18 protein-coding genes and 1 pseudogene are annotated in these 18,153 nt (G+C 59.0%); 1 reads left to right on the plus strand and 18 read right to left on the minus strand.

The window, feature by feature from the left end:
* From PHT20_RS14425 to mraZ, 7 genes and pseudogenes are all read right to left on the minus strand, one after another.
* Positions 1-401: pseudogene (locus PHT20_RS14425) on the minus strand (phospho-N-acetylmuramoyl-pentapeptide-transferase); the annotation flags it as partial.
* Positions 395-1,855 (minus strand): UDP-N-acetylmuramoyl-tripeptide--D-alanyl-D-alanine ligase, encoded by a 1,461-nt coding sequence (gene murF / locus PHT20_RS14430; RefSeq protein WP_300087983.1) that lies wholly within the window; start codon positions 1,853-1,855, stop codon positions 395-397. The gene murF and the pseudogene PHT20_RS14425, both read right to left, overlap by 7 nt.
* Positions 1,856-1,860: 5 nt before the next feature.
* Positions 1,861-3,381, minus strand: coding sequence for a UDP-N-acetylmuramoyl-L-alanyl-D-glutamate--2,6-diaminopimelate ligase (locus tag PHT20_RS14435; RefSeq protein WP_300087976.1), 1,521 nt, complete (start codon positions 3,379-3,381; stop codon positions 1,861-1,863).
* The gene (locus PHT20_RS14440; RefSeq protein WP_300087978.1) at positions 3,381-5,114 is read right to left on the minus strand and encodes a penicillin-binding protein 2; all 1,734 of its coding nucleotides are present in this window, start codon (positions 5,112-5,114) and stop codon (positions 3,381-3,383) included. Before PHT20_RS14440 ends, PHT20_RS14435 begins: the two co-directional genes overlap by 1 nt.
* Positions 5,111-5,443 (minus strand): cell division protein FtsL, encoded by a 333-nt coding sequence (ftsL, locus tag PHT20_RS14445; RefSeq protein WP_300087979.1) that lies wholly within the window; start codon positions 5,441-5,443, stop codon positions 5,111-5,113. Before ftsL ends, PHT20_RS14440 begins: the two co-directional genes overlap by 4 nt.
* Complete coding sequence (gene rsmH / locus PHT20_RS14450; protein WP_301021066.1) at positions 5,440-6,393, minus strand: 16S rRNA (cytosine(1402)-N(4))-methyltransferase RsmH; 954 nt, start codon at positions 6,391-6,393, stop codon at positions 5,440-5,442. The genes ftsL and rsmH overlap by 4 nt, the downstream gene beginning before the upstream one ends.
* A gap of 9 nt (positions 6,394-6,402) precedes the next feature.
* The gene (mraZ, locus tag PHT20_RS14455; protein ID WP_301021067.1) at positions 6,403-6,831 is read right to left on the minus strand and encodes a division/cell wall cluster transcriptional repressor MraZ; all 429 of its coding nucleotides are present in this window, start codon (positions 6,829-6,831) and stop codon (positions 6,403-6,405) included.
* On the opposite strand from mraZ, the gene PHT20_RS14460 reads away from it, so the two are divergent.
* Positions 6,823-6,984: a hypothetical protein gene (locus tag PHT20_RS14460; RefSeq protein ID WP_301021068.1), complete on the plus strand. Its 162-nt coding sequence runs from the start codon at positions 6,823-6,825 to the stop codon at positions 6,982-6,984. The two genes, mraZ and PHT20_RS14460, sit on opposite strands and share 9 nt — an antisense overlap.
* A 90-nt stretch (positions 6,985-7,074) precedes the next feature.
* Here the strand turns inward: PHT20_RS14460 and hslU are convergent, their stop codons facing one another.
* The 11 genes from hslU to PHT20_RS14515 form a co-directional block, all read right to left on the minus strand.
* The gene (gene hslU, locus PHT20_RS14465; protein WP_301021069.1) at positions 7,075-8,406 is read right to left on the minus strand and encodes an ATP-dependent protease ATPase subunit HslU; all 1,332 of its coding nucleotides are present in this window, start codon (positions 8,404-8,406) and stop codon (positions 7,075-7,077) included.
* Between the two features lie 60 nt (positions 8,407-8,466).
* On the minus strand, positions 8,467-9,012 hold the full coding sequence (gene hslV, locus PHT20_RS14470; protein ID WP_300087948.1) for an ATP-dependent protease subunit HslV: 546 nt from the start codon (positions 9,010-9,012) through the stop codon (positions 8,467-8,469).
* Positions 9,013-9,023: 11 nt separating this feature from the next.
* Entirely contained in the window at positions 9,024-10,778 is a 1,755-nt protein-coding gene (locus PHT20_RS14475) for an STAS domain-containing protein (protein WP_301021070.1), read from the minus strand.
* 39 nt (positions 10,779-10,817) lie between these two features.
* A complete protein-coding gene (dksA, locus tag PHT20_RS14480; RefSeq protein WP_300087953.1) occupies positions 10,818-11,444 on the minus strand; it encodes an RNA polymerase-binding protein DksA in 627 nt (208 codons plus the stop codon).
* A 618-nt stretch (positions 11,445-12,062) separates the two neighbouring features.
* On the minus strand, positions 12,063-13,106 hold the full coding sequence (locus tag PHT20_RS14485) for a GTP-binding protein (protein WP_300087951.1): 1,044 nt from the start codon (positions 13,104-13,106) through the stop codon (positions 12,063-12,065).
* Between the two features lie 50 nt (positions 13,107-13,156).
* On the minus strand, positions 13,157-14,338 hold the full coding sequence (locus tag PHT20_RS14490) for a class I SAM-dependent rRNA methyltransferase (RefSeq protein ID WP_301021071.1): 1,182 nt from the start codon (positions 14,336-14,338) through the stop codon (positions 13,157-13,159).
* Positions 14,339-14,353: 15 nt separating this feature from the next.
* A complete protein-coding gene (locus tag PHT20_RS14495) occupies positions 14,354-14,665 on the minus strand; it encodes a hypothetical protein (protein WP_301021072.1) in 312 nt (103 codons plus the stop codon).
* A 34-nt stretch (positions 14,666-14,699) separates the two neighbouring features.
* Positions 14,700-15,698, minus strand: a complete 999-nt coding sequence (locus PHT20_RS14500) for a tyrosine recombinase XerC (protein ID WP_301021073.1) — start codon at positions 15,696-15,698, stop codon at positions 14,700-14,702.
* 32 nt (positions 15,699-15,730) lie between these two features.
* The gene (locus PHT20_RS14505) at positions 15,731-16,432 is read right to left on the minus strand and encodes a DUF484 family protein (protein WP_301021074.1); all 702 of its coding nucleotides are present in this window, start codon (positions 16,430-16,432) and stop codon (positions 15,731-15,733) included.
* A 17-nt stretch (positions 16,433-16,449) separates the two neighbouring features.
* Positions 16,450-17,328, minus strand: a complete 879-nt coding sequence (gene dapF / locus PHT20_RS14510; protein ID WP_301021075.1) for a diaminopimelate epimerase — start codon at positions 17,326-17,328, stop codon at positions 16,450-16,452.
* 248 nt (positions 17,329-17,576) lie between these two features.
* Positions 17,577-17,861, minus strand: a complete 285-nt coding sequence (locus tag PHT20_RS14515; protein WP_301021076.1) for a type II toxin-antitoxin system RelE/ParE family toxin — start codon at positions 17,859-17,861, stop codon at positions 17,577-17,579.
* Positions 17,862-18,153: the final 292 nt, after the last annotated feature.

An 18,153-nucleotide genomic window follows, 5' to 3' on the forward strand; every position in this document is an offset into this window, starting at 1 on the left:
CGCGAGGGCATGCCCTCGGGGTCTTTGTTGACCACTTTGCGCCAGTCGTCTGACCAGCCGATGGCCCCAAACCCCAGCGTGACCAGCAGCACAATCCAGACAAACCGGTTGCTCCAGTCAAACCACAGCAGGGTGGATGTGGCAATGCAGCCCAAGATCAGCACGCCGCCCATGGTGGGAGTGCCACTTTTGACGTGGTGGGTGTCCATGCCGTAGCCACGAATGGGCTGGCCAATTTTGAGTTCGGTCAAGCGGCGAATCACGTAGGGGCCAGCGGCCAGCCCCAGCAGCAGCGCGGTCATGGCGGCCATCACGGCACGGAACGTCTGGTACTGAAACACGCGCAGAAAACCCCAGTCGGGGAACGCGCTTTGCAGCCATTGGGTCAACCAGATCAGCATGGGGTGGCCTCTTTGGGGGGCGTGTCGGTGGGGAGGGGGCGGTCAACGGCAGCGCAAATAGCCTCAACCACGCGCTCCATCTTCATGAAGCGGGAGCCTTTGACCAGCACACTGGCCACGCCCGGCAGGCAGGCCAGCACAGCGGCTTGCAAGGCAGCCATTTCGCCATGCACCTCAATGCTATCAAAATCTATAGCTGCTTGCGCAGATGCAGAGCCGGTTACAAGCACTTTTTCTATATTTTTTGCCATGGCCAGCTGCAACGCTTCGTGGTGAAACTCAGGGCCTTGGTTGCCCACCTCGCCCATGTCACCCAGCACCAGCAGGCGCGGAGCGGGCAAGGCAGCCAGCACCTCAATGGCGGCACGCACCGAGTCCGGGTTGGCGTTGTAGGTGTCGTCAACCAGCGTGATGGCACGCCCCTTGACCGTGACCAAGAGCGCCCGGGAGCGACCTTTGATCGGCTCAAAGGCCTCAAGCCCGGCGGCAATCGCCGGCAACGGCACGCCTGCCGCTTGGGCGCAGGCCGCTGCCGCCAACGCATTGCTGACGTTGTGCGCCCCGGCAATGTGCAGGGCAAAAGCCACGCTGCCCTGCGGGGTGTGCGCCTGCACTTGCCAGGCACCATCTGCCCACTCGGCTTGGGTGGCAACCCAGGCACGGCTGGCCGCTGCGTCAGGCGTGGCAGGGTCAGCGCCAACCGAAAAAGTCAGGGTGGTGCGCGCGCCAGCTATGCTTTGCCACAAGGGACTGTAGGCGTCTCTCAGCGGGAAAACAGCCACACCGTCTGGCGGTAAAGCCGCAATCACCGAGCCGTTTTCTTGCGCCACGGCGGCCACGCTGCCCATGAATTCAAGGTGCTCGCGCTGGGCGTTGTTGACCAGCGCCACAGTGGGCTGAGCCACGGCAGCCAGGGTGGCAATTTCGCCCGGGTGGTTCATGCCCAGCTCGATCACCGCCACCCGGTGCTGGGCGCGCAGGCGCAGTACGGTCAGGGGCACACCAATGTCGTTGTTCAAATTGCCCAGCGTGGCCAGGGCGGCATCGCCCTGCCAGGTGCGCAAAATACTGGCCACCATTTGGGTAACCGTGGTTTTGCCGTTCGACCCCGTGACCGCAATCACCGGCAGTCTGAACTGGGCACGCCAGTGGGTGGCCAGTTGTGCCAAGGCCAGCTTGGCATCTGGCACCACCCACCCCGGCAAACCGACTTGCGCCAGTTTGGCGGCGGCTTCTGCTCCTTGGCAAATGGCGGCCACGGCGCCTTGGTGTTGTGCCTGAGCCAAAAAGTCTAGCGCATCAAAGCGCTCGCCTTTGAGCGCTACAAACAGGTCGCCGGGCTCAATGCTGCGGGTGTCGGTGTGCACACGGCAGATGACGGCATCGGGGAGCGCGTTCGCCCTCACCACCTGGGCGCCGGGCAGCCAGCGGCTCACTTGGTCAAAGGTCATCATGGGGCTCATGCGGCCTCCCCGCTGCTGCTGCGGGGCAGCGCCATGACGGCTTTGACCTGTGCCAGGTCTGAAAACGGCAAGCGTTGCCCGGCAATTTCTTGATAGTCTTCGTGCCCCTTGCCAGCCAACAGCACCACATCACGTGCGGCGGCTTGCGCCAGGGTCTGGGCAATGGCGCGGGCTCGGTCTGGCTCCACCTGTACGCCTGCCACGCCGCTCAACCCCAACAAAATTTGACTGATGATGGCGTCAGGGGCTTCGCTGCGCGGGTTGTCGCTGGTGACCATCAGCTGGTCTGCGTGCGCTGCCGCCACCGCCCCCATCAGTGGGCGCTTGCGGGTGTCGCGGTCACCGCCGCAGCCAAACACGCACCAGAGTTGGCCACCACGTGCTTGCGCCATGGGGCGCAGGGCGTCCAGCGCTTTGGCCAGCGCATCTGGCGTGTGGGCATAGTCCACCGCCACCAGCGGGTAACTGGGCGCGCTCACGCATTGCATGCGTCCGGGCACCGGCGTCAACTGCTGACAAGCGGCCACCGCATCCATCAGCGGCACCCCAAGCGAGCGCATGGCAGCCACCACACCCAGCACATTGGACACGTTGTAGGTGCCCAAGAGCTGCGTCACCAAGGGCAGGCGCTGACCGCCCTCCACCACGGTGAAGGTCATGCCCTGCGCGGTGTACGTGACATCTTGCGCTTGCAAGCGTGCCGACGCAGACGTGCTAGATGTCAAAGACACGGTCCACAGCGCCAGCTCAGGTCGATCTTGTGCCAACTGGCTGGCCAAGGCCTGACCAAAGGGGTCATCTACATTGAGCACAGCCGCACGCAAGCCCGGCCAGGCAAACAGCTGGGCTTTGGCCTGGCCGTAGCACGCCATGTCGCCGTGGTAGTCAAGGTGGTCTTGGGTCAGGTTGGTCAACACCGCGGTGTGCAGCTGCGTGCCCGCCATGCGGTGCTCTTGCAGACCGATGGATGAGGCCTCGATGGCGCAGGCTTGCAGGCCAGCGGCCACAAAGCTGGCCAACGCCACTTGCAGCGCCAGCGGGTCGGGGGTGGTCAGCCCGGTGCTCACCACCTGGGGTGGCACACCCACACCCAAAGTGCCCACCACAGCGCATGGAATGGGCGCAACTTGCTTCAAATTTGAGAGCGCCTGAGCGAGCCACCAGGTGCTGGAGGTTTTGCCGTTGGTGCCGGTCACCGCTACCACTTTGAGCTGCTCACTGGGGTGACCGAACCAAGCGCTGCAGATCAGGCCACTGGCCGCTTTCAAATCTGGGTAAGTGGCGATGCGGCTGTCATCCAGCGCAAAAGCCTCGACCCCATGGCGTTCAACCAGGCACGCGCTGGCACCAGCGGCCAAGGCGGTTGGCACATAAGTGCGGGCGTCAACTGCCGTGCCTGGCCAGGCCAGCAAGGCATCACCGACTTGCAGCTGTCGGCTGTCGCTGCGCAGTTGACCCCTGACATGGCTGCGCAGCCAGTCCACGGCTTGGGTGGGGGTGTGCAGTGGGTGCAACATCAGAAGCTTTCTTCGACCGGCACGGTCACGATTTGCGGTTTGACCGACATGTCGGGCGCAATGCCCAGCACGCGCAGGGTTTGCTGCACGGCTTGGCTGAACACCGGCGCGGCCACGTCACCGCCGTAGTATTGGCCGTTGGTCGGCTCGTCAATCATCACCGCCACGGAAATGCGCGGGGCTTCAATCGGTGCCAGCCCGGCAAACACGCCGCGGTATTTTTTGGCTGCGTAGCCACGGCCTTCCTGTTTGTTGGCGGTGCCGGTTTTGCCCCCCACCGAGTAGCCCATGGTCTGGGCTTTGGGTGCGGTGCCACCGGGTCCGGTCACCAAATGCAGCATGTGCCGCACATCCAAAGCCACTTGGGAGTCAAACACCGGCTGCCCCAGCACCGGGGCGGCCACTTTCATCATCGACAGCGGCACCAGATCGCCGGCGCGGCCAAACACGGTGTAGGCATGCGCCAGCTGCATCAGGCTCACCGACAGGCCGTAACCATAGCTCATGGTGGCCTGCTCAATGGGGCGCCAGCTCTTGTGGGGCCGCAGTCGGCCGCTGACCGCACCGGGAAACGGCACTTGCGGCTTTTGACCAAAACCGACGTTGCTGTACATCTCCCACATTTCACGCGCTGGCATTTGCAAGGCAATCTTGGCGGTACCGACGTTGCTGGATTTTTGAATCACCTCAGTCACGCTCAATACGCCGTGGGCGTGCGAGTCGCTGATGGTGGCGCTGCCAATGGTCAGCCGCCCCGGCGCGGTTTGAATGGGGGTGTCTGGGGTGACGCGATGCGATTGCAGCGCTTGCGCAATGACAAACGGCTTCATGGTGGAGCCAGGCTCAAAGCTGTCGGTGAGCGTGCGGTTGCGCAGTTGTTCGCCGGTCAGGTGCTGGCGTTTGCCGGGCTCGTAACTCGGGTAGTTGGCCAGCGCCAGCACTTCGCCGGTTTGCACGTCCAGCACCACAATGCCGCCAGCTTTGGCCTTGTGCTTGATGACCGCGTCTTTGAGCGCCTGAAAGGCAAAAAACTGCACCTTGCTGTCGATGCTAAGTTGCAGGTCGCGCCCATCGACCGGGGCAATTTGCTCACGCATGTCTTCCACCACCCGCCCCATGCGGTCTTTGATGACACGTCGCGAGCCTGCGCGGCCACCCAGGTCTTGGTTGAACGCCAGCTCCACGCCTTCTTGTCCTTGGTCTTCCACATTGGTGAAACCGACCACATGGGCAGCTGCTTCACCCTCAGGGTATTGACGCTTGTATTCTTTGCGCTCGTAAATGCCTTTGAGTCCAAGCGCCATCACGTCTTTGCCCACTGTGTCGTCAACCTGACGGCGCAACCAGACAAAAGACTTGTCTTCGTCTTGGAGTTTTTTGTTCAGATCAGCCATGGAAAGCCCCAACAACTTGGCCAGCTGCTTGAGTTTTACTGGCTCGCGTGGCACGTCCTCCGGAATCGCCCAGATACTGGGCACCGGAATGCTCGACGCCAACACTACCCCGTGGCGATCCAGAATGCGCCCCCGGTTGGCCGGCAGTGCCAAGGTGCGGGCAAAGCGCACTTCACCTTGTTTTTGAAAAAAATCGTTGTCAATGACCTGGATGTAGGCGGCGCGTCCCACCAAACCGGCAAAGGCCAGCGCTACGGCCGCCACAATGAATTTACTGCGCCATACCGGTGTCGGGCTGGCCAGCAAAGGGCTGGAGGTGTACACAATGCTGCGGCTCATGGCATGCGCCCCGATGCTGCAGTAGCTGCCACGCGCGCTTGTGCCAAGTCGGGCGCAGACGTGGCTGAAGTCCAGCTGACATAGGTGGTCACGGCTGGCGTGGCAGCACGCATTTGCAGCTGCTCTTTGGCCAAACGCTCCACCCGCGCCGACGTGGCCTGGGCGCGTTTTTCAACCTGCAACCGCTCAGATTCGCTGGCCAGCCGCGTGGCCTGGGCATTGGCACGATCAAGTTCCGCGTACAAATGGCGTGACTCGTACTGCAAATTCACCAGCACCAAGCTGCTCAGCACCACCGCCAACAGCAACACCAAGTTGATGCGCATCATGCGGACACTCCTGACACACCGGCGGTGCGCTCAGCCACGCGCATGATGGCGCTGCGCGCACGCGGGTTGGCGGCGACTTCAGCCTCGCTGGGCTTGAGGCGTGCCAGCGCTTGGAACTGCATCACATGCGGCGCGGCAAAAGGCGCGCGGCGGTCAAACACGGCTTTGGCGTGCTTGGCAATGAATTGCTTGACAATGCGGTCTTCCAGCGAATGAAAGCTGATGACCACCAACCGCCCGCCCGGTTGCAGCACATGCAGCGAGGCTTCTAGCGCTTGTTGCAGCTCTTCAAGCTCGGCGTTGATGAAAATCCGAAAAGCCTGAAATGTGCGCGTTGCAGGGTTCTGGCCCGACTCGCGGGTTTTGACCGTGTCAGCCACGAGCTGGGCCAGTTCAGTGGTGGAGACAAGGGGGCCCCGAGCCTGTCGGCGCGCAACAATCGCCTTTGCAATGGGGCCAGCAAACCGTTCTTCGCCATATTCACGTATCACCTCCGTTATTTGCCCCACGTCGGCATCGGCCAGCCACTCGGCCACCGAAGTGCCCCGGGTGGTGTCCATGCGCATGTCCAAAGGGCCTTCAAACCTGAAACTAAACCCGCGCGCCGGGTTGTCGATCTGGGGCGAACTGATGCCCAGGTCAAGCAGCACGCCAGCCACACTGCCTTGTGGCAGCTCTGCCAAATGGCTAAATCCTTGGTGGCGGATGGAAAACCGCGCGTCTGTGAGGGTGGCGGCATGAGCCAGTGCCTCAGGGTCTTTGTCAAACGCGATCAACTGGTCTTGCGCGCCGAGCTTGGAGAGCAACAAGCGGCTGTGGCCACCGCGGCCAAAGGTGGCATCTACAAACACCCGGGGCGCTGTGGCTGGCGCTGCAGGCGGCACCACACCCAGCAAAGCGTCTACCGCTTCACCGAGCAAAACCGTGGTGTGAGTCCAGCCAGAATGCAACGTAGCACCTCAGAACGAAAAGTCTTTGAACACATCGGGCATGGCGCCCTGCATGGCTTGGGCTTCTTGCGCGGTGTAGGTGGCTTTGTCCCACAGCTCAAAAAAACTGCCCATGCCCAGCAACACCGACTCTTTGGTAATGCCTGCGGCTTCGCGCAGTTCGGGCGACACCAGCACGCGCCCGGTACTGTCAAGCTCGACGTCCATGGCGTTGCCCAAAAAGATGCGCTTCCACCACTGCGCGGACATCGGCAAGGCGGCAATGCGTTCCCGAAATTTCTCCCACTCAGGGCGAGGAAAGATCATCAAACAGCCGTGGGGGTGTTTGGTGATGGTGAGCTGACCGCTGGCGGTGGCACTCAACACGTCACGATGCCGGGTTGGCATGGAAAGCCGACCCTTGGCGTCAAGACTGATAGAGGAAGCACCTTGAAACACGACAGCAAACCTTTGGAGAGAGGGAAATCACGGGGAAATGGTGGAGTAAAAGCACAATTCACCACTAAATTGCACTTTTTTGCACTGTACCAGCAAAACCAAACTCCGCAAACCGGTTTGCAACAAATTTTTACAATGAAATCAAAGACTTAGAAGCAACTTTTAATCCACAAAAGATCAAAAGTTGTTCTAAATGAAAGACTTAGAAAGTCTTATTAAAGCGACTTGTGAGGAAAATCGCGTTCAGAGAATGTAGCGGCTCAAATCTTCGTTTTGGCTTAACTCTGCCAGCCTGTCGTCCACATAAGCGGCATCCACCTGCACGGTTTGTCCGGTCAAATGGGAGGCATTGAAACTGACCTCGTCGAGCAAGCGCTCCATCACCGTCGAGAGGCGGCGCGCACCAATGTTTTCGGTGCGCTCGTTCACGTCAAAAGCAATCTGCGCCAGGCGGCGAATGCCTTCGTCGGAAAACTCAAGGGTCACTTGCTCGGTGGCCAGCAAGGCCTGGTATTGCTTGACCAGCGAGGCGGTGGTCTGCGTCAGGATGGCGACAAAGTCGTCCACAGAGAGAGACTGCAACTCCACCCGGATCGGGAACCGGCCTTGCAACTCTGGAATCAGATCGCTGGGTTTGCTCAAGTGGAATGCGCCTGAGGCAATGAACAAAATGTGATCGGTTTTGACCATGCCGTATTTGGTGGACACGGTGGTGCCTTCAACCAGCGGCAACAGGTCACGCTGCACCCCTTGACGTGACACCTCTGCGCCACTGCTCTCGGCGCGTGAGGTGACTTTGTCGATCTCGTCAATGAACACAATGCCGTTTTGTTCCATCATCTGCAATGCACGGGTTTTGATCTCGTCTTCATTGACCAGCTTGGCGGCCTCTTCCTCCACCAGCAGTTTCAAGGCCTCAGCAATTTTGAGCTTGCGTTTTTGCTTTTTGGCTTGGTTGAGTTGGCCAAACATGCCGCGCAGTTGCTCGGTCATTTCTTCCATGCCCGCCGGACCCATGATCTCAAGCTGTGGTGCAGTTTGCACCACGTCGAGTTCAATTTCACGATCTGCCAGTTGGCCTTCGCGCAGCTTTTTGCGAAAAGTTTGGCGTGCCGTGCTCTCGGGCTCATTCTCTGGCACCACGCCAAATTCTTGCCTGGGGGGCGGAATCAAGATGTCCAGCACCCGGTCTTCAGCGGCATCTTCGGCGCGGGCGCGTACTTTTTGGGTCTCGCTTTGGCGGGTTTGCTTGACAGCAATGTCAGCCAAGTCGCGAATGATGGCATCGACATCTTTGCCCACATAACCGACCTCGGTGAATTTGGTGGCCTCGACCTTGATGAACGGGGCATCAGCCAGGCGTGCCAGACGGCGGGCAATTTCGGTTTTGCCCACGCCCGTGGGGCCAATCATCAAAATATTTTTAGGCGTAATTTCAGCCCGCAGCTCCACCCCCACTTGCTGACGCCGCCAGCGGTTGCGCAGGGCAATGGCCACGGCACGCTTGGCTTGCTGTTGACCGACGATGTGTTTGTCGAGTTCGAAAACGATTTCCTGGGGGGTAAGTGCAGACATGGTGTAACGGGTAAGGGGCTGACGCATGGGCTGGCCGCTGCATCTGAAACCGGCAATGAATTAAAGAGACTCGATGGTGTGATTCATGTTGGTGTAGATGCAAATCTCACCCGCAATTTCCAGCGATTTTTTGACCATCTCAGTGGCTGAGAGTTCGGTGTTGTTGAGCAGGGCAATGGCGGCAGCCTGGGCGTAAGCACCACCAGAGCCAATGGCGACCACACCGTTTTCAGGCTCTAACACATCACCGTTGCCGGTGATGATGAGCGAGGCCTCCAGGTCGGCCACAGCCAGCATGGCCTCCAGGCGCCGCAACACGCGGTCGGTGCGCCAGTCTTTGGTCAGCTCAATGGCCGCCCGTACCAAGTGCCCCTGGTGCTTTTCCAGCTTGGCCTCAAAACGCTCAAACAGCGTGAACGCGTCGGCTGTGGCGCCAGCAAAACCGGCCAACACCTTGCCGTGGTAGAGCTTGCGTACTTTGCGTGCCGTGCCTTTGACCACAATGTTGCCAAGTGTGACTTGACCATCGCCGCCTATGGCGACTTGCATCCCTTGCGACGTCTGGCGACGGACGCTGATGATGGTGGTTCCGTGAAATTGTTCCATGTAGAGATGACTCAGTTGGCTCTGGCAACAACGCGTGCATGTTCATTGATGCCAATCAAATTAAAAAAGGCGCCGACCAGACGGGGCACATCGCGAAACTCAACGCGTGCGCCTTGCGCCTCCATGTGCGCCACCCAATTGAGCAGGCTGCCCGCGGCGGAAAAATCAACACGAATGAGCTGGCTACAGGACACTGCACAGGCACCAGACTGGCAGCAAGCAGCCTGCCAGAACGAAGTGAGCGACTCGATGTCGCCCATCACTTCACCTGTCAAGACCATGTCTTGCTGCGGCTGTGTGGACGCAGGGGATAAGCTGAGGCTGCTGGCATCGTTCTGCCACCCGCCCTCAGACGCAGGCAAGGCAGTGCCCATGGGCAGGTCGTTGAACTCAGATGCCGTGCGCGCCACCAGCTCGCAACGGGGCGTCCCCCAAGACGGCGGCGACAACTCATAAGTCACACAAAAGTCAAGCGCCACTTGCTCGAACTCTTCTGGCAAACGCAACAAGCGCAGCAAATCCAGGCGGCTTTGCCACCAGCAAAAAGGCACGCCACGGTCGCCAGTAGGTGTGCAGGCCTGCAACAAGAGCTGCAAAGACTCCACCCCCTCAAAACACAGCCGCATGGGTTGATCGCACCAGAAGGCCAACAAGCCCGCCAACTGGGGCGCTGCGGTTGGGGTGATGCTTTGCAAGTCGTGCCAATCGGCACAAACAGACTTACCCCCCTCAGGGTTCAAGGCGCGCAAGCGTGCCACAGACTTTTCATCAAGCTCGGCCGGGCAATGCCAGGTGTTGGTTGAAGCCGCCGGGTTGGCCGCTTGCAACGGCTGTGGCGCGTGCAAAGCGGTCAAACCTAACGCTTGTGGGGTAGAAAACCATTGGGGTGCAGAGCGGCCAAACCGTTGGGCACTCTCCAACGCCAATTCTTCAAACTTGTCTTGCTGACCGGTGCAGCGGTAGAAATCAAACAAGGCCAGCAGCCACACCTCAAATGCTTCAGCCAGCGCCCCCTGGTTTTGCAAAGCCGCTTGCAACACCTCCTCGGCACCATCATCGTCCCCATTGGCATAGCGAATGGCCGCTTCTTCAAGCTCTGGGTCTGAGAGGTTTTGCCCCATGTCCACCGACATCATCTTGGAGTCAGAAAACACGCTGTTGCTTGACACATCAAAACCCCTGGATTCAGGCGCGCTGAGTGCCACGCCCACCACCGTGGGCTGAAAATCAAGCGGTTTATCAAACCCCGCCTGAGTGAGTGCGTCCTCAGAGCTGGCCATCAGATCAGAATTTTGCGTGGTGGCAAAGGTGCTGCGCAGCCCGCTTGGACGCTGGGCGTCTGAGAGCCTTCGGCTCAACGTCGTCCTGGCGCTGGACTCGAATGAAGGAGCAACGCCACTTTGGGAGCGTCCCTTCCACCATTGATGCGACATTTGCGCTTCAATTTCATCAATTTTTTTCAGTGTGGTGGCACGCTCGCCCAAGTCTGAGTAGCCCGTGGTACCGCGAAAGTCATTCGGGTTTTTGACCAGTTCGGCCTTGGTGACCACCGAGGCCTGGCGCAACTTGCGCAACTGATCAAATTCACGCCGACGCACGCTATCGTTGTGACGTTTGCGCTCAATCATCAGCTTGAGCGTCTGCTTGCCTTGTTCACTGTCTTGAACCGACTCCTCTTTGGCTAAGTCTGCCCAGTCTGTGTTCGGGTTACGCACAAACTTGACCACCTTGGAGAGCAAACCAGACGTGTTGTCCTGAGTAGCCATGCCTTTGAGCGTAAAAGGGTCGCAGGGTGGAGGCTTGGCTCAATCACCAAACATTTTTTGCTTGAGCTCGCGGCGCTGTTGAGCCTCCAAGGAAAGCGTCGCCGTGGGCCTGGCCAGCAAACGCCCCACACCAATGGGCTCACCGGTTTCATCACAGTAACCGTAGTCACCCGCATCAATGCGGTCGATGGACTGCTCAATTTTTTTCAACAACTTGCGTTCACGGTCACGGGTGCGCAATTCAAGCGCATGCTCTTCTTCAATGGTGGCGCGATCTGCGGGGTCAGGCACCACCACCGTGTCTTCACGCAAATGCTCAGTGGTCTCGCCAGCATTGCTCAAAATATCGTTTTTCAGGGTGACCAATTTCAGACGGAAGAACGCCATTTGCGTGTCGTTCATGTAATCGTCGTCAGACATGGCGATCACTTCTTCGTCGGTCAGTTCTGCGACTGGCTTTTTCTTCCAGTTGTTGACCAGCTTGGGGTCGCGCTTGGTGGCTGAGGCCAACGGCGGCACGATCGGCTGGGGTGTCACCACTTGAGTGAAACTGGACTTGGCTGCGGTGGAGGCCACCGATTGCGCCATCGAAGGCACGGTGAGTTGAGCCAACCGGGAAGAAGGCCGACCGGTGCGCACGGGCACGCCCGAGGCGGTCATTTGCATTTCGGTGCCAGTAGATTTGGCAACAGATTTTGGAACGACGGGGGCTGGGGTAGTCACTGCTTGAGGTTTCTTTCTGGAAGGCTCAACGGGCGGCACCACGGGTTTGGCCACGGGTGTCAGCGGCGTTGAAGGAATGATTTTCTTGGTCACCACGGTCGCAATGGGCGCCGCAGCCGCTGGCTGTACAGGTTTCACAGGCACCACCTTGACGACTGCTTTCTTGACCGTTATTTCAGCCACTTTTTCAGCCGGCAGCTCAGGCAACTTTTCTTTGACAACCGGCGCGATTTTCCGCGTGACCTTGATGACCACTTTGGGCACTGGCACGGGGCTGGTTTTGTCTAACCCTTTTGATTTGACCTTAGGCTCTTGAAGAGCAGGTTCCACGGGTTTTGCGGTTTTGGTTTTCACTGGTGATCTCCTGACGGGTTTCCCCTGACTCGGCTGTGCAGCTGCAGCAGCCTGAACCGGCTCGACTTGACTCACATTGACTGAAGGCTCAGCGAACGCGGGTGGCTTTTGTTCGGCGCGCGAGTGTACAGGTTCGGCACGCGGGAAGCCAAAAAGTTGCAAAAGCGAGACAAACATGATTTTCAACAGCCGCTGGTCACAAGCAACTCAAACCAGGCTTTGTTCCATGCCCTGCAGAAAAATGTCTTGAGGCAAGTCAATACCAATGAAAACCATTTTGCTGCATGGCTTTTCATCAGCGCCCCAAGCCGGCCCCAGGTCACTGCCCATGAGCTGGTGCACCCCTTGAAAAATCACCTTGCGGTCGGTGCCCTGCATGAACAACACACCTTTGTAGCGCAGCATGCGCGGACCATAAATATTGACCACCGCACCCAAAAAGTCTTCCAACTTGGCTGGGTCAAAGGCACGATCAGAGCGAAAGACAAAACTTTTGACATCGTCGTCATGTGCATGGTGATGGGCATGACCGGGGTGGTTGCAGGCCTCGCCAGGCGCATGATCATGACCTGCATGGTCGTGGGCGTGGTCGTCTTCCTTTAAAAAATCAGGATCAATGTCGAGCTTGGTATTGAGGTTAAAACCATGCAGGTCAAACACTTCCTTCAAAGGCACCTCCCCAAAATGCACAGCTTTTTGGGGCGCACGCGGGTTCATGTGTTTCAGGCGATGCATCAATTCAGCGGTTTCGTCAGCGCTGACCAAATCGGTCTTGCTGATGAATATCTGGTCGGCAAAACCCACTTGGCGGCGCGCTTCCTGACGCGTGTCGAGCTGCTGGTTGGCGTGTTTGGCATCCACCAGCGTCAGGATGGAATCCAGCAAATAGCTCTCGGCAATTTCATCGTCCATGAAAAATGTCTGCGCCACTGGCCCGGGGTCGGCCACGCCAGTGGTCTCGATCACCACGCGGTCAAAGTCCAACAAGCCTTGGCGCTTTTTGGCAGCCAGCAGTTGCAGCGCTTCGCGCAGGTCTTCGCGGATGGTGCAGCAGATGCAGCCGTTGCTCATCTGGATGATCTGCTCTTTGGAGTCGGTCACCAAAATGTCGTTGTCGATGTTTTCTTCGCCAAACTCGTTTTCAATGATGGCAATTTTTTGGCCATGCGCCTCAGACAACACGCGTTTGAGCAGCGTGGTTTTACCGGAACCAAGAAAACCAGTGAGGATGGTGGCAGGAATTAGGCTCATGACAGTGTCTCGAATGAAGCCTGCGAGTGTAACGAGGCTGGGGGTTTGACTTACTTGCGCATCACCACCAGACCCTTGAGGTACTCGCCTTCTGGAAAGGTCAGGGTCATGGGATGGTCTGGCGCGCCGCCCATGCGCTCGTGGATGTAGCCGTCAATGCCCGCATCGCAGCCCGCAGAGGCCACAATTTTGTGAAACAAGTCAGCGCTGATGCCGCCCGAGCAACTGTAGGTGAACAACACACCACCGGGCGCCAGCAGCATCAAGGCCAGCCGGTTGATGTCTTTGTAAGCCCGCGCGGCGCGCTCGGCATGCGCCACGGTGGGGGCGAACTTGGGTGGGTCCAACACAATGGCATCAAACGTGAGCCCTTGCGCCACAAACTGCCGCAACGAGGCATTCACATCGGCATCCATGAAGCTGACGCGGCTGGCATCGATGCCGTTGAGCGCCACATTGGCCGCCGCCAGCTCAAGCGCCGGTGCCGACGAGTCAATCGATGTGACATGCGCCGCGCCACCCTTGAGTGCCGCCACGGTGAAGCCCCCGGTGTAGCAATAGCAGTTCAACACCCGCTTGAATGACAGGCGCTGGGCATAGTCAAAAAAGCGTTTGCGGCTGTCGCGCTGATCCAGGTAAAACCCGGTTTTGTGCCCCTGGGCAATGTTCACCGCCAGTTGCCACTGATGCTCTTGCAGCGTCAGCGCCAGCTCGCCTTGGCCACGCAGCCAGCCGGTGATGAGCGGCAGGCCTTCCAGGCTGCGGCTGCTGGCGTCGCTGCGCTCATAAAGCCGGGTCAGCCCGGTGGCGGCCAGCAGCGCGTCGGCAATCACGTCTTTCCAGCGCTCCACGCCGGCTGAGGTGAACTGCGCCACCAGTGTGTCGCCGTAGCGATCTACCACCAGCCCTGGCAACCCATCGGACTCGCCATGCACCAGCCGCAGGCCATTGCTTTGTATGCCAAAACGTGCTCTAGCGCTTACTGCGCCTGCGCAAGCAGCTATGAAAAATGATGCATCAATGCGCTGTGCCTCATCAAAGCTCCAGACCCTGGCGCGAATTTTGGAGGCTGGACTGAACGCCGCCCAGGCCAAAAATTGACCTTGGTCAGACTCCACACGCACGGTTTCGCCCACGTCACCGCCACCTTTGGCAATGGCTGATTCAAATATCCAAGGGTGGTGGCGTGCCAGCGAACGCTCTTTGCCAGCACGCAGACGAATGGTTTTCATGCTTGTAGGGCGACCTCAGTAAGTGATGGCCATGGCTGGCACATCAACCCGAATCAGGGGCTTGCCCAGCGCGGCGCTGACGGCCGCCACATACGCTGCCGCCCATTGGGCATCACCCAGCAAGCGGGCACCGGCGGCCTGGGTCACCACCAAAATTTTGTCGGCAGTCAGCACCTTGCCGCTGGCGCGCAGGGGCTCGCAGTCGAGCGTGGTGAACTGCTGATCGAGCCAGGCTCTGGCGGCATCATGCGCCAGCGCCGCACCTTCTGGCACATGGAACGTGAATTCAACGCCTTTGTCCAACATCACACTGATTTGCTTGTGCATAAGTCACCTGTCCATTAAAAATTTGGGAATGTCGCTATTTTGAACCATCGTCGTCTTGCCCTTTCAGGTGCGCCCGCGGGTGGGCGGCATCGTAGGCGCGCGCCAGATGCTGAAAATCAAGCCGGGTGTAGACCTGTGTGGTGCTGATGTTGACGTGACCCAGCAGCTCTTGCACGCCACGCAGGTCGCTGCTGGACTGCAGCACATGGCTGGCAAACGAGTGCCGCAGCATGTGCGGGTGTACCGGGGTGGCCAACCCAGCCTGCAAACTGCGCAACCGCAGCCGCTGCCAAATCGACTGCGCCGTGAGTCGGGTGCCGCGCTGCCCCACAAACAACGCCGCCTGCAGCGGCTGTACGGCCAACGCGCCAGGGCGCTGTGCCAGCGCTGCCCGCACGCAGAGCCAATGCGTCAGCGCCTGCACCGCTTTTTGTCCCACCGGCACAATGCGCCACTTGCTGCCTTTGCCCAGCACATGCGCCTCGCCCGCCTGCAAATCGACCCAGCCGTGCTGCTCGCTGGCCTGCACGTTTAAGCCAATGAGTTCACCTACCCGCAAACCGCCACCGTAAAGCAGCTCGACCATGGCCGCGTCACGCGCCTCCAGCCAGGCATCGGCTTCGGGCTGGTCAAAACTGGCCAGGTGCACGGCGTCATCCACACTCAAGGCTTTGGGCAGTGGCTTGGGTGCTTTGGGCGCATGCACATCCAGCACCGGGTTGCAAGTGACAAGGCCTTCGCGCCCCAGCCAGCTGTAAAAGCCGCGCCAGCCCGACAAAATCAACGCAATGCCGCGGCCACTGCGCCCCTGGCTGTGCATCTGCGCCACCCAGCGGCGAATGTGGCTGGCCTGCACCGCGGTCAACGCCACGTCGGCCTGCGCCGCCAGCAAGACCAATTTTTCCAAATCCAGGGTGTAGAGCAAAGCGGTGCGCTCGGCCAGCCGTTTTTCAAACCGCACATGCGCCAGGTAGCGCTGCACCAGTGGGTCAACGGTGCTTGCCGCCGGGGAGGCAGTTGGCTCGACGTTCATTGAAGCAACGTCACAAAGTCACCTGCCAGTCTTTAACGCAGCGGCGCCAGCGCGGCGCTGGCAAGCTCGGACACGCGCGCCAAAAAGTCGGTGCCCATGGTGCTGTTAAAGCGCTGTGCGTCGGGCGAGGCCAGCACCAGCACCCCAAACGCCGGAGCGACGCTGCCCGTGACACCTTCGCGCAACGGCAAAATGGCGATCGACACCGCGGCTTGCGGGTCAGGCAGCCAGGTGATGGCCTCCAAGCCGGAATTGACGCCGCAAAAAGGCTCAGTCAATGACGAGATGAACGACTTGGCATCTTGACTGACGCCTTGGGCAAAATCCGCCTGCGCATACGCTGGCGACACGCCCCAGACCTTGATGCCCACTTGCGGCACGGCAAACTGCGACGCCAATTCGTCCGCCATCAACGCAGGCAAACTGGCCCGGTCGGTGTGCAAAAACAGGGTGCGTGCCCATTGCAGCAGCTTGTCAGACAGCACCATGTTGTCATTGACGTTGCGAATCATGTCCATGATGCGCAACTCAAGCATTTTGATTTTTTCGCGCAGCAGGTTGGCCTGGCGCTCTTGCAGGCTTACGGCGCGCGGGTTGTGTGGGCTAGAGAGCTGCACAGTGGCCAGCAGCTGGGCATGGCGCTCAAAAAAATCAGGCGTATTGACCAGGTAATTGGCAATGTCGTCTTCGGTAATGGGGTGGCTGGTGGCGCTGGGAAGGATTGTGTTGGGCATGATGGTCTAAAAGGAGGTCAATCCAGACATTGTGGCAGCTCAATCTGGCCGTGAAACACCGTGGTGGCAGGCCCGGTCATCATCACCGGCGCGGAGCCGCCAGCCCACGCAATGGTCAGCCACCCGCCTTGCATGTGCACATCTACTTCAGCATCAAGCAACCCCAGCCGAATGCCAGCCACCACCGCAGCGCAAGCACCCGAGCCACAGGCCAGGGTTTCACCGGTACCGCGCTCATACACCCGCAGCCGAATCTGGCGGCGTGACATCACCTGCATGAAACCCGCATTGACCCGGTTGGGAAAAAACGGGTGGTGTTCAATCAACGGCCCCCAGACCGACACCTCGGCTTGGTCAAGATCAGGCACCAGCTGCACTGCATGCGGGTTGCCCATTGACACCGGTGATATGAATTGAATAGCTGTCTGTGCTTTACTGGTAAGCTCTAGAGGCCATTTTTGCCATGATCCGCTGGATTCAGGCTGGGTACTGCCAGGGGCAAAGGGAATGCACGCAAGCTCAAACACCGGCGTCCCCATGTTGACGCACACGCGCCCGTCTGCGGTCAACTGCGGCTCAATCACACCAGCTCGGGTTTGCACCCGAATGGCATCTTTTTGAGTCAACCCCACATCGCGCACATACCGGGCAAAACAGCGCGCGCCATTGCCGCACTGCTCAACTTCAGCGCCATCGGCGTTGTGAATCACATACTCAAAATCAACCTCGGCGCTGGGCGCTGGGCGCACCGTCAAAATTTGGTCTGCCCCCACGCCAAAGTGACGGTCAGCCAAAGCCCGGTAGTGCCCCGCCGTGAGGCCAAAGCGCGCTTGGGTCTCATCAAGCACGACAAAATCATTGCCGGCACCTTGCATTTTGGTAAAAGGTATGCGCATAAACTAAAAAAGCCTAAGTAAGTCGAATTACTTAGGCTTGGCAGCATTAAGAAAAAAGTTGGGGGTTAAACCAGAATGTTGGAGATGGAACATTGGTTGAAAATTTTGGTGGTGGAAAAGGGTCCTGGGTTCAAATCCATTCTCCAACATCGTTGGGCAAGTATAGTTCGTTTGTCCCCGCTTTTGGCAATTGTCCGTTTCACATTGTGATAATCATCGATGAGAGGTAAGCAAGCAATCAACGAACCTCAATGATCAGCTGGCGGCCATTGCCGGGCGGCATGGAGTACTCGCAAGACGCGCACTTGTTCGACCGTGGTGTCGTAAATCAGAATGTAGTTTTTGTGAACCACCAGCTCACGCGTGCCAGTGATGCGCCCGATCCGACCAAGTCCGGGGTGATCAATCAGATGCCGGACTTTCTCAGAAAATAGCTCGTCCAGCATCAGTGCTGCCCTGGGATTGTCAGCCTCAATGTAGTCATAGATCGCGCGGCGGTCATCGAGCGCTTCAGGTGTCCAAAAAAGCCTCACGATTTGGTTTCAAACTTTTGCCGTGTTTGCTCTCGGCGCTTGGAAAATTCTGCCTCGACATCCTCTGCAGATACCAAGTTACCCGCGTTGGCAGAATCCAACCCGGCCTGCACCTGGCGACGAAACCAGACATCATGCTCAGCGGCCTCTTGCTGCTTTTTAACGAAGTCGTGTTGCCGCCGACCGAAAACTGAGCCACTTTTAGAGGTTATGCCGCCCCAAAACTGAGCCAGGTGTTTTACTAGCGCTGCCTACTTTTTAGGCAGGAGCAAACAAGGTGATCACCATGGAA

The organism is Rhodoferax sp. (genome assembly GCF_028715765.1).
Classification (GTDB): Bacteria; Pseudomonadota; Gammaproteobacteria; order Burkholderiales; family Burkholderiaceae_C; genus Rhodoferax.

Coding starts and splice junctions, on each gene's coding strand:
- PHT20_RS14505 (WP_301021074.1), bottom strand. CDS start 16,432: ATGCCCAACACAATCCTTCCCAGCGCCACCAGCCACCCCATTACCGAA.
- dapF (WP_301021075.1), bottom strand. CDS start 17,328: ATGCGCATACCTTTTACCAAAATGCAAGGTGCCGGCAATGATTTTGTC.
- hslV (WP_300087948.1), bottom strand. CDS start 9,012: ATGGAACAATTTCACGGAACCACCATCATCAGCGTCCGTCGCCAGACG.
- PHT20_RS14435 (WP_300087976.1), bottom strand. CDS start 3,381: ATGTTGCACCCACTGCACACCCCCACCCAAGCCGTGGACTGGCTGCGC.
- PHT20_RS14495 (WP_301021072.1), bottom strand. CDS start 14,665: ATGCACAAGCAAATCAGTGTGATGTTGGACAAAGGCGTTGAATTCACG.
- PHT20_RS14440 (WP_300087978.1), bottom strand. CDS start 5,114: ATGAGCCGCAGCATTGTGTACACCTCCAGCCCTTTGCTGGCCAGCCCG.
- murF (WP_300087983.1), bottom strand. CDS start 1,855: ATGATGACCTTTGACCAAGTGAGCCGCTGGCTGCCCGGCGCCCAGGTG.
- hslU (WP_301021069.1), bottom strand. CDS start 8,406: ATGTCTGCACTTACCCCCCAGGAAATCGTTTTCGAACTCGACAAACAC.
- PHT20_RS14485 (WP_300087951.1), bottom strand. CDS start 13,106: ATGAGCCTAATTCCTGCCACCATCCTCACTGGTTTTCTTGGTTCCGGT.
- PHT20_RS14500 (WP_301021073.1), bottom strand. CDS start 15,698: ATGAACGTCGAGCCAACTGCCTCCCCGGCGGCAAGCACCGTTGACCCA.
- ftsL (WP_300087979.1), bottom strand. CDS start 5,443: ATGATGCGCATCAACTTGGTGTTGCTGTTGGCGGTGGTGCTGAGCAGC.
- PHT20_RS14475 (WP_301021070.1), bottom strand. CDS start 10,778: ATGGCTACTCAGGACAACACGTCTGGTTTGCTCTCCAAGGTGGTCAAG.
- PHT20_RS14490 (WP_301021071.1), bottom strand. CDS start 14,338: ATGAAAACCATTCGTCTGCGTGCTGGCAAAGAGCGTTCGCTGGCACGC.
- dksA (WP_300087953.1), bottom strand. CDS start 11,444: ATGCAAATGACCGCCTCGGGCGTGCCCGTGCGCACCGGTCGGCCTTCT.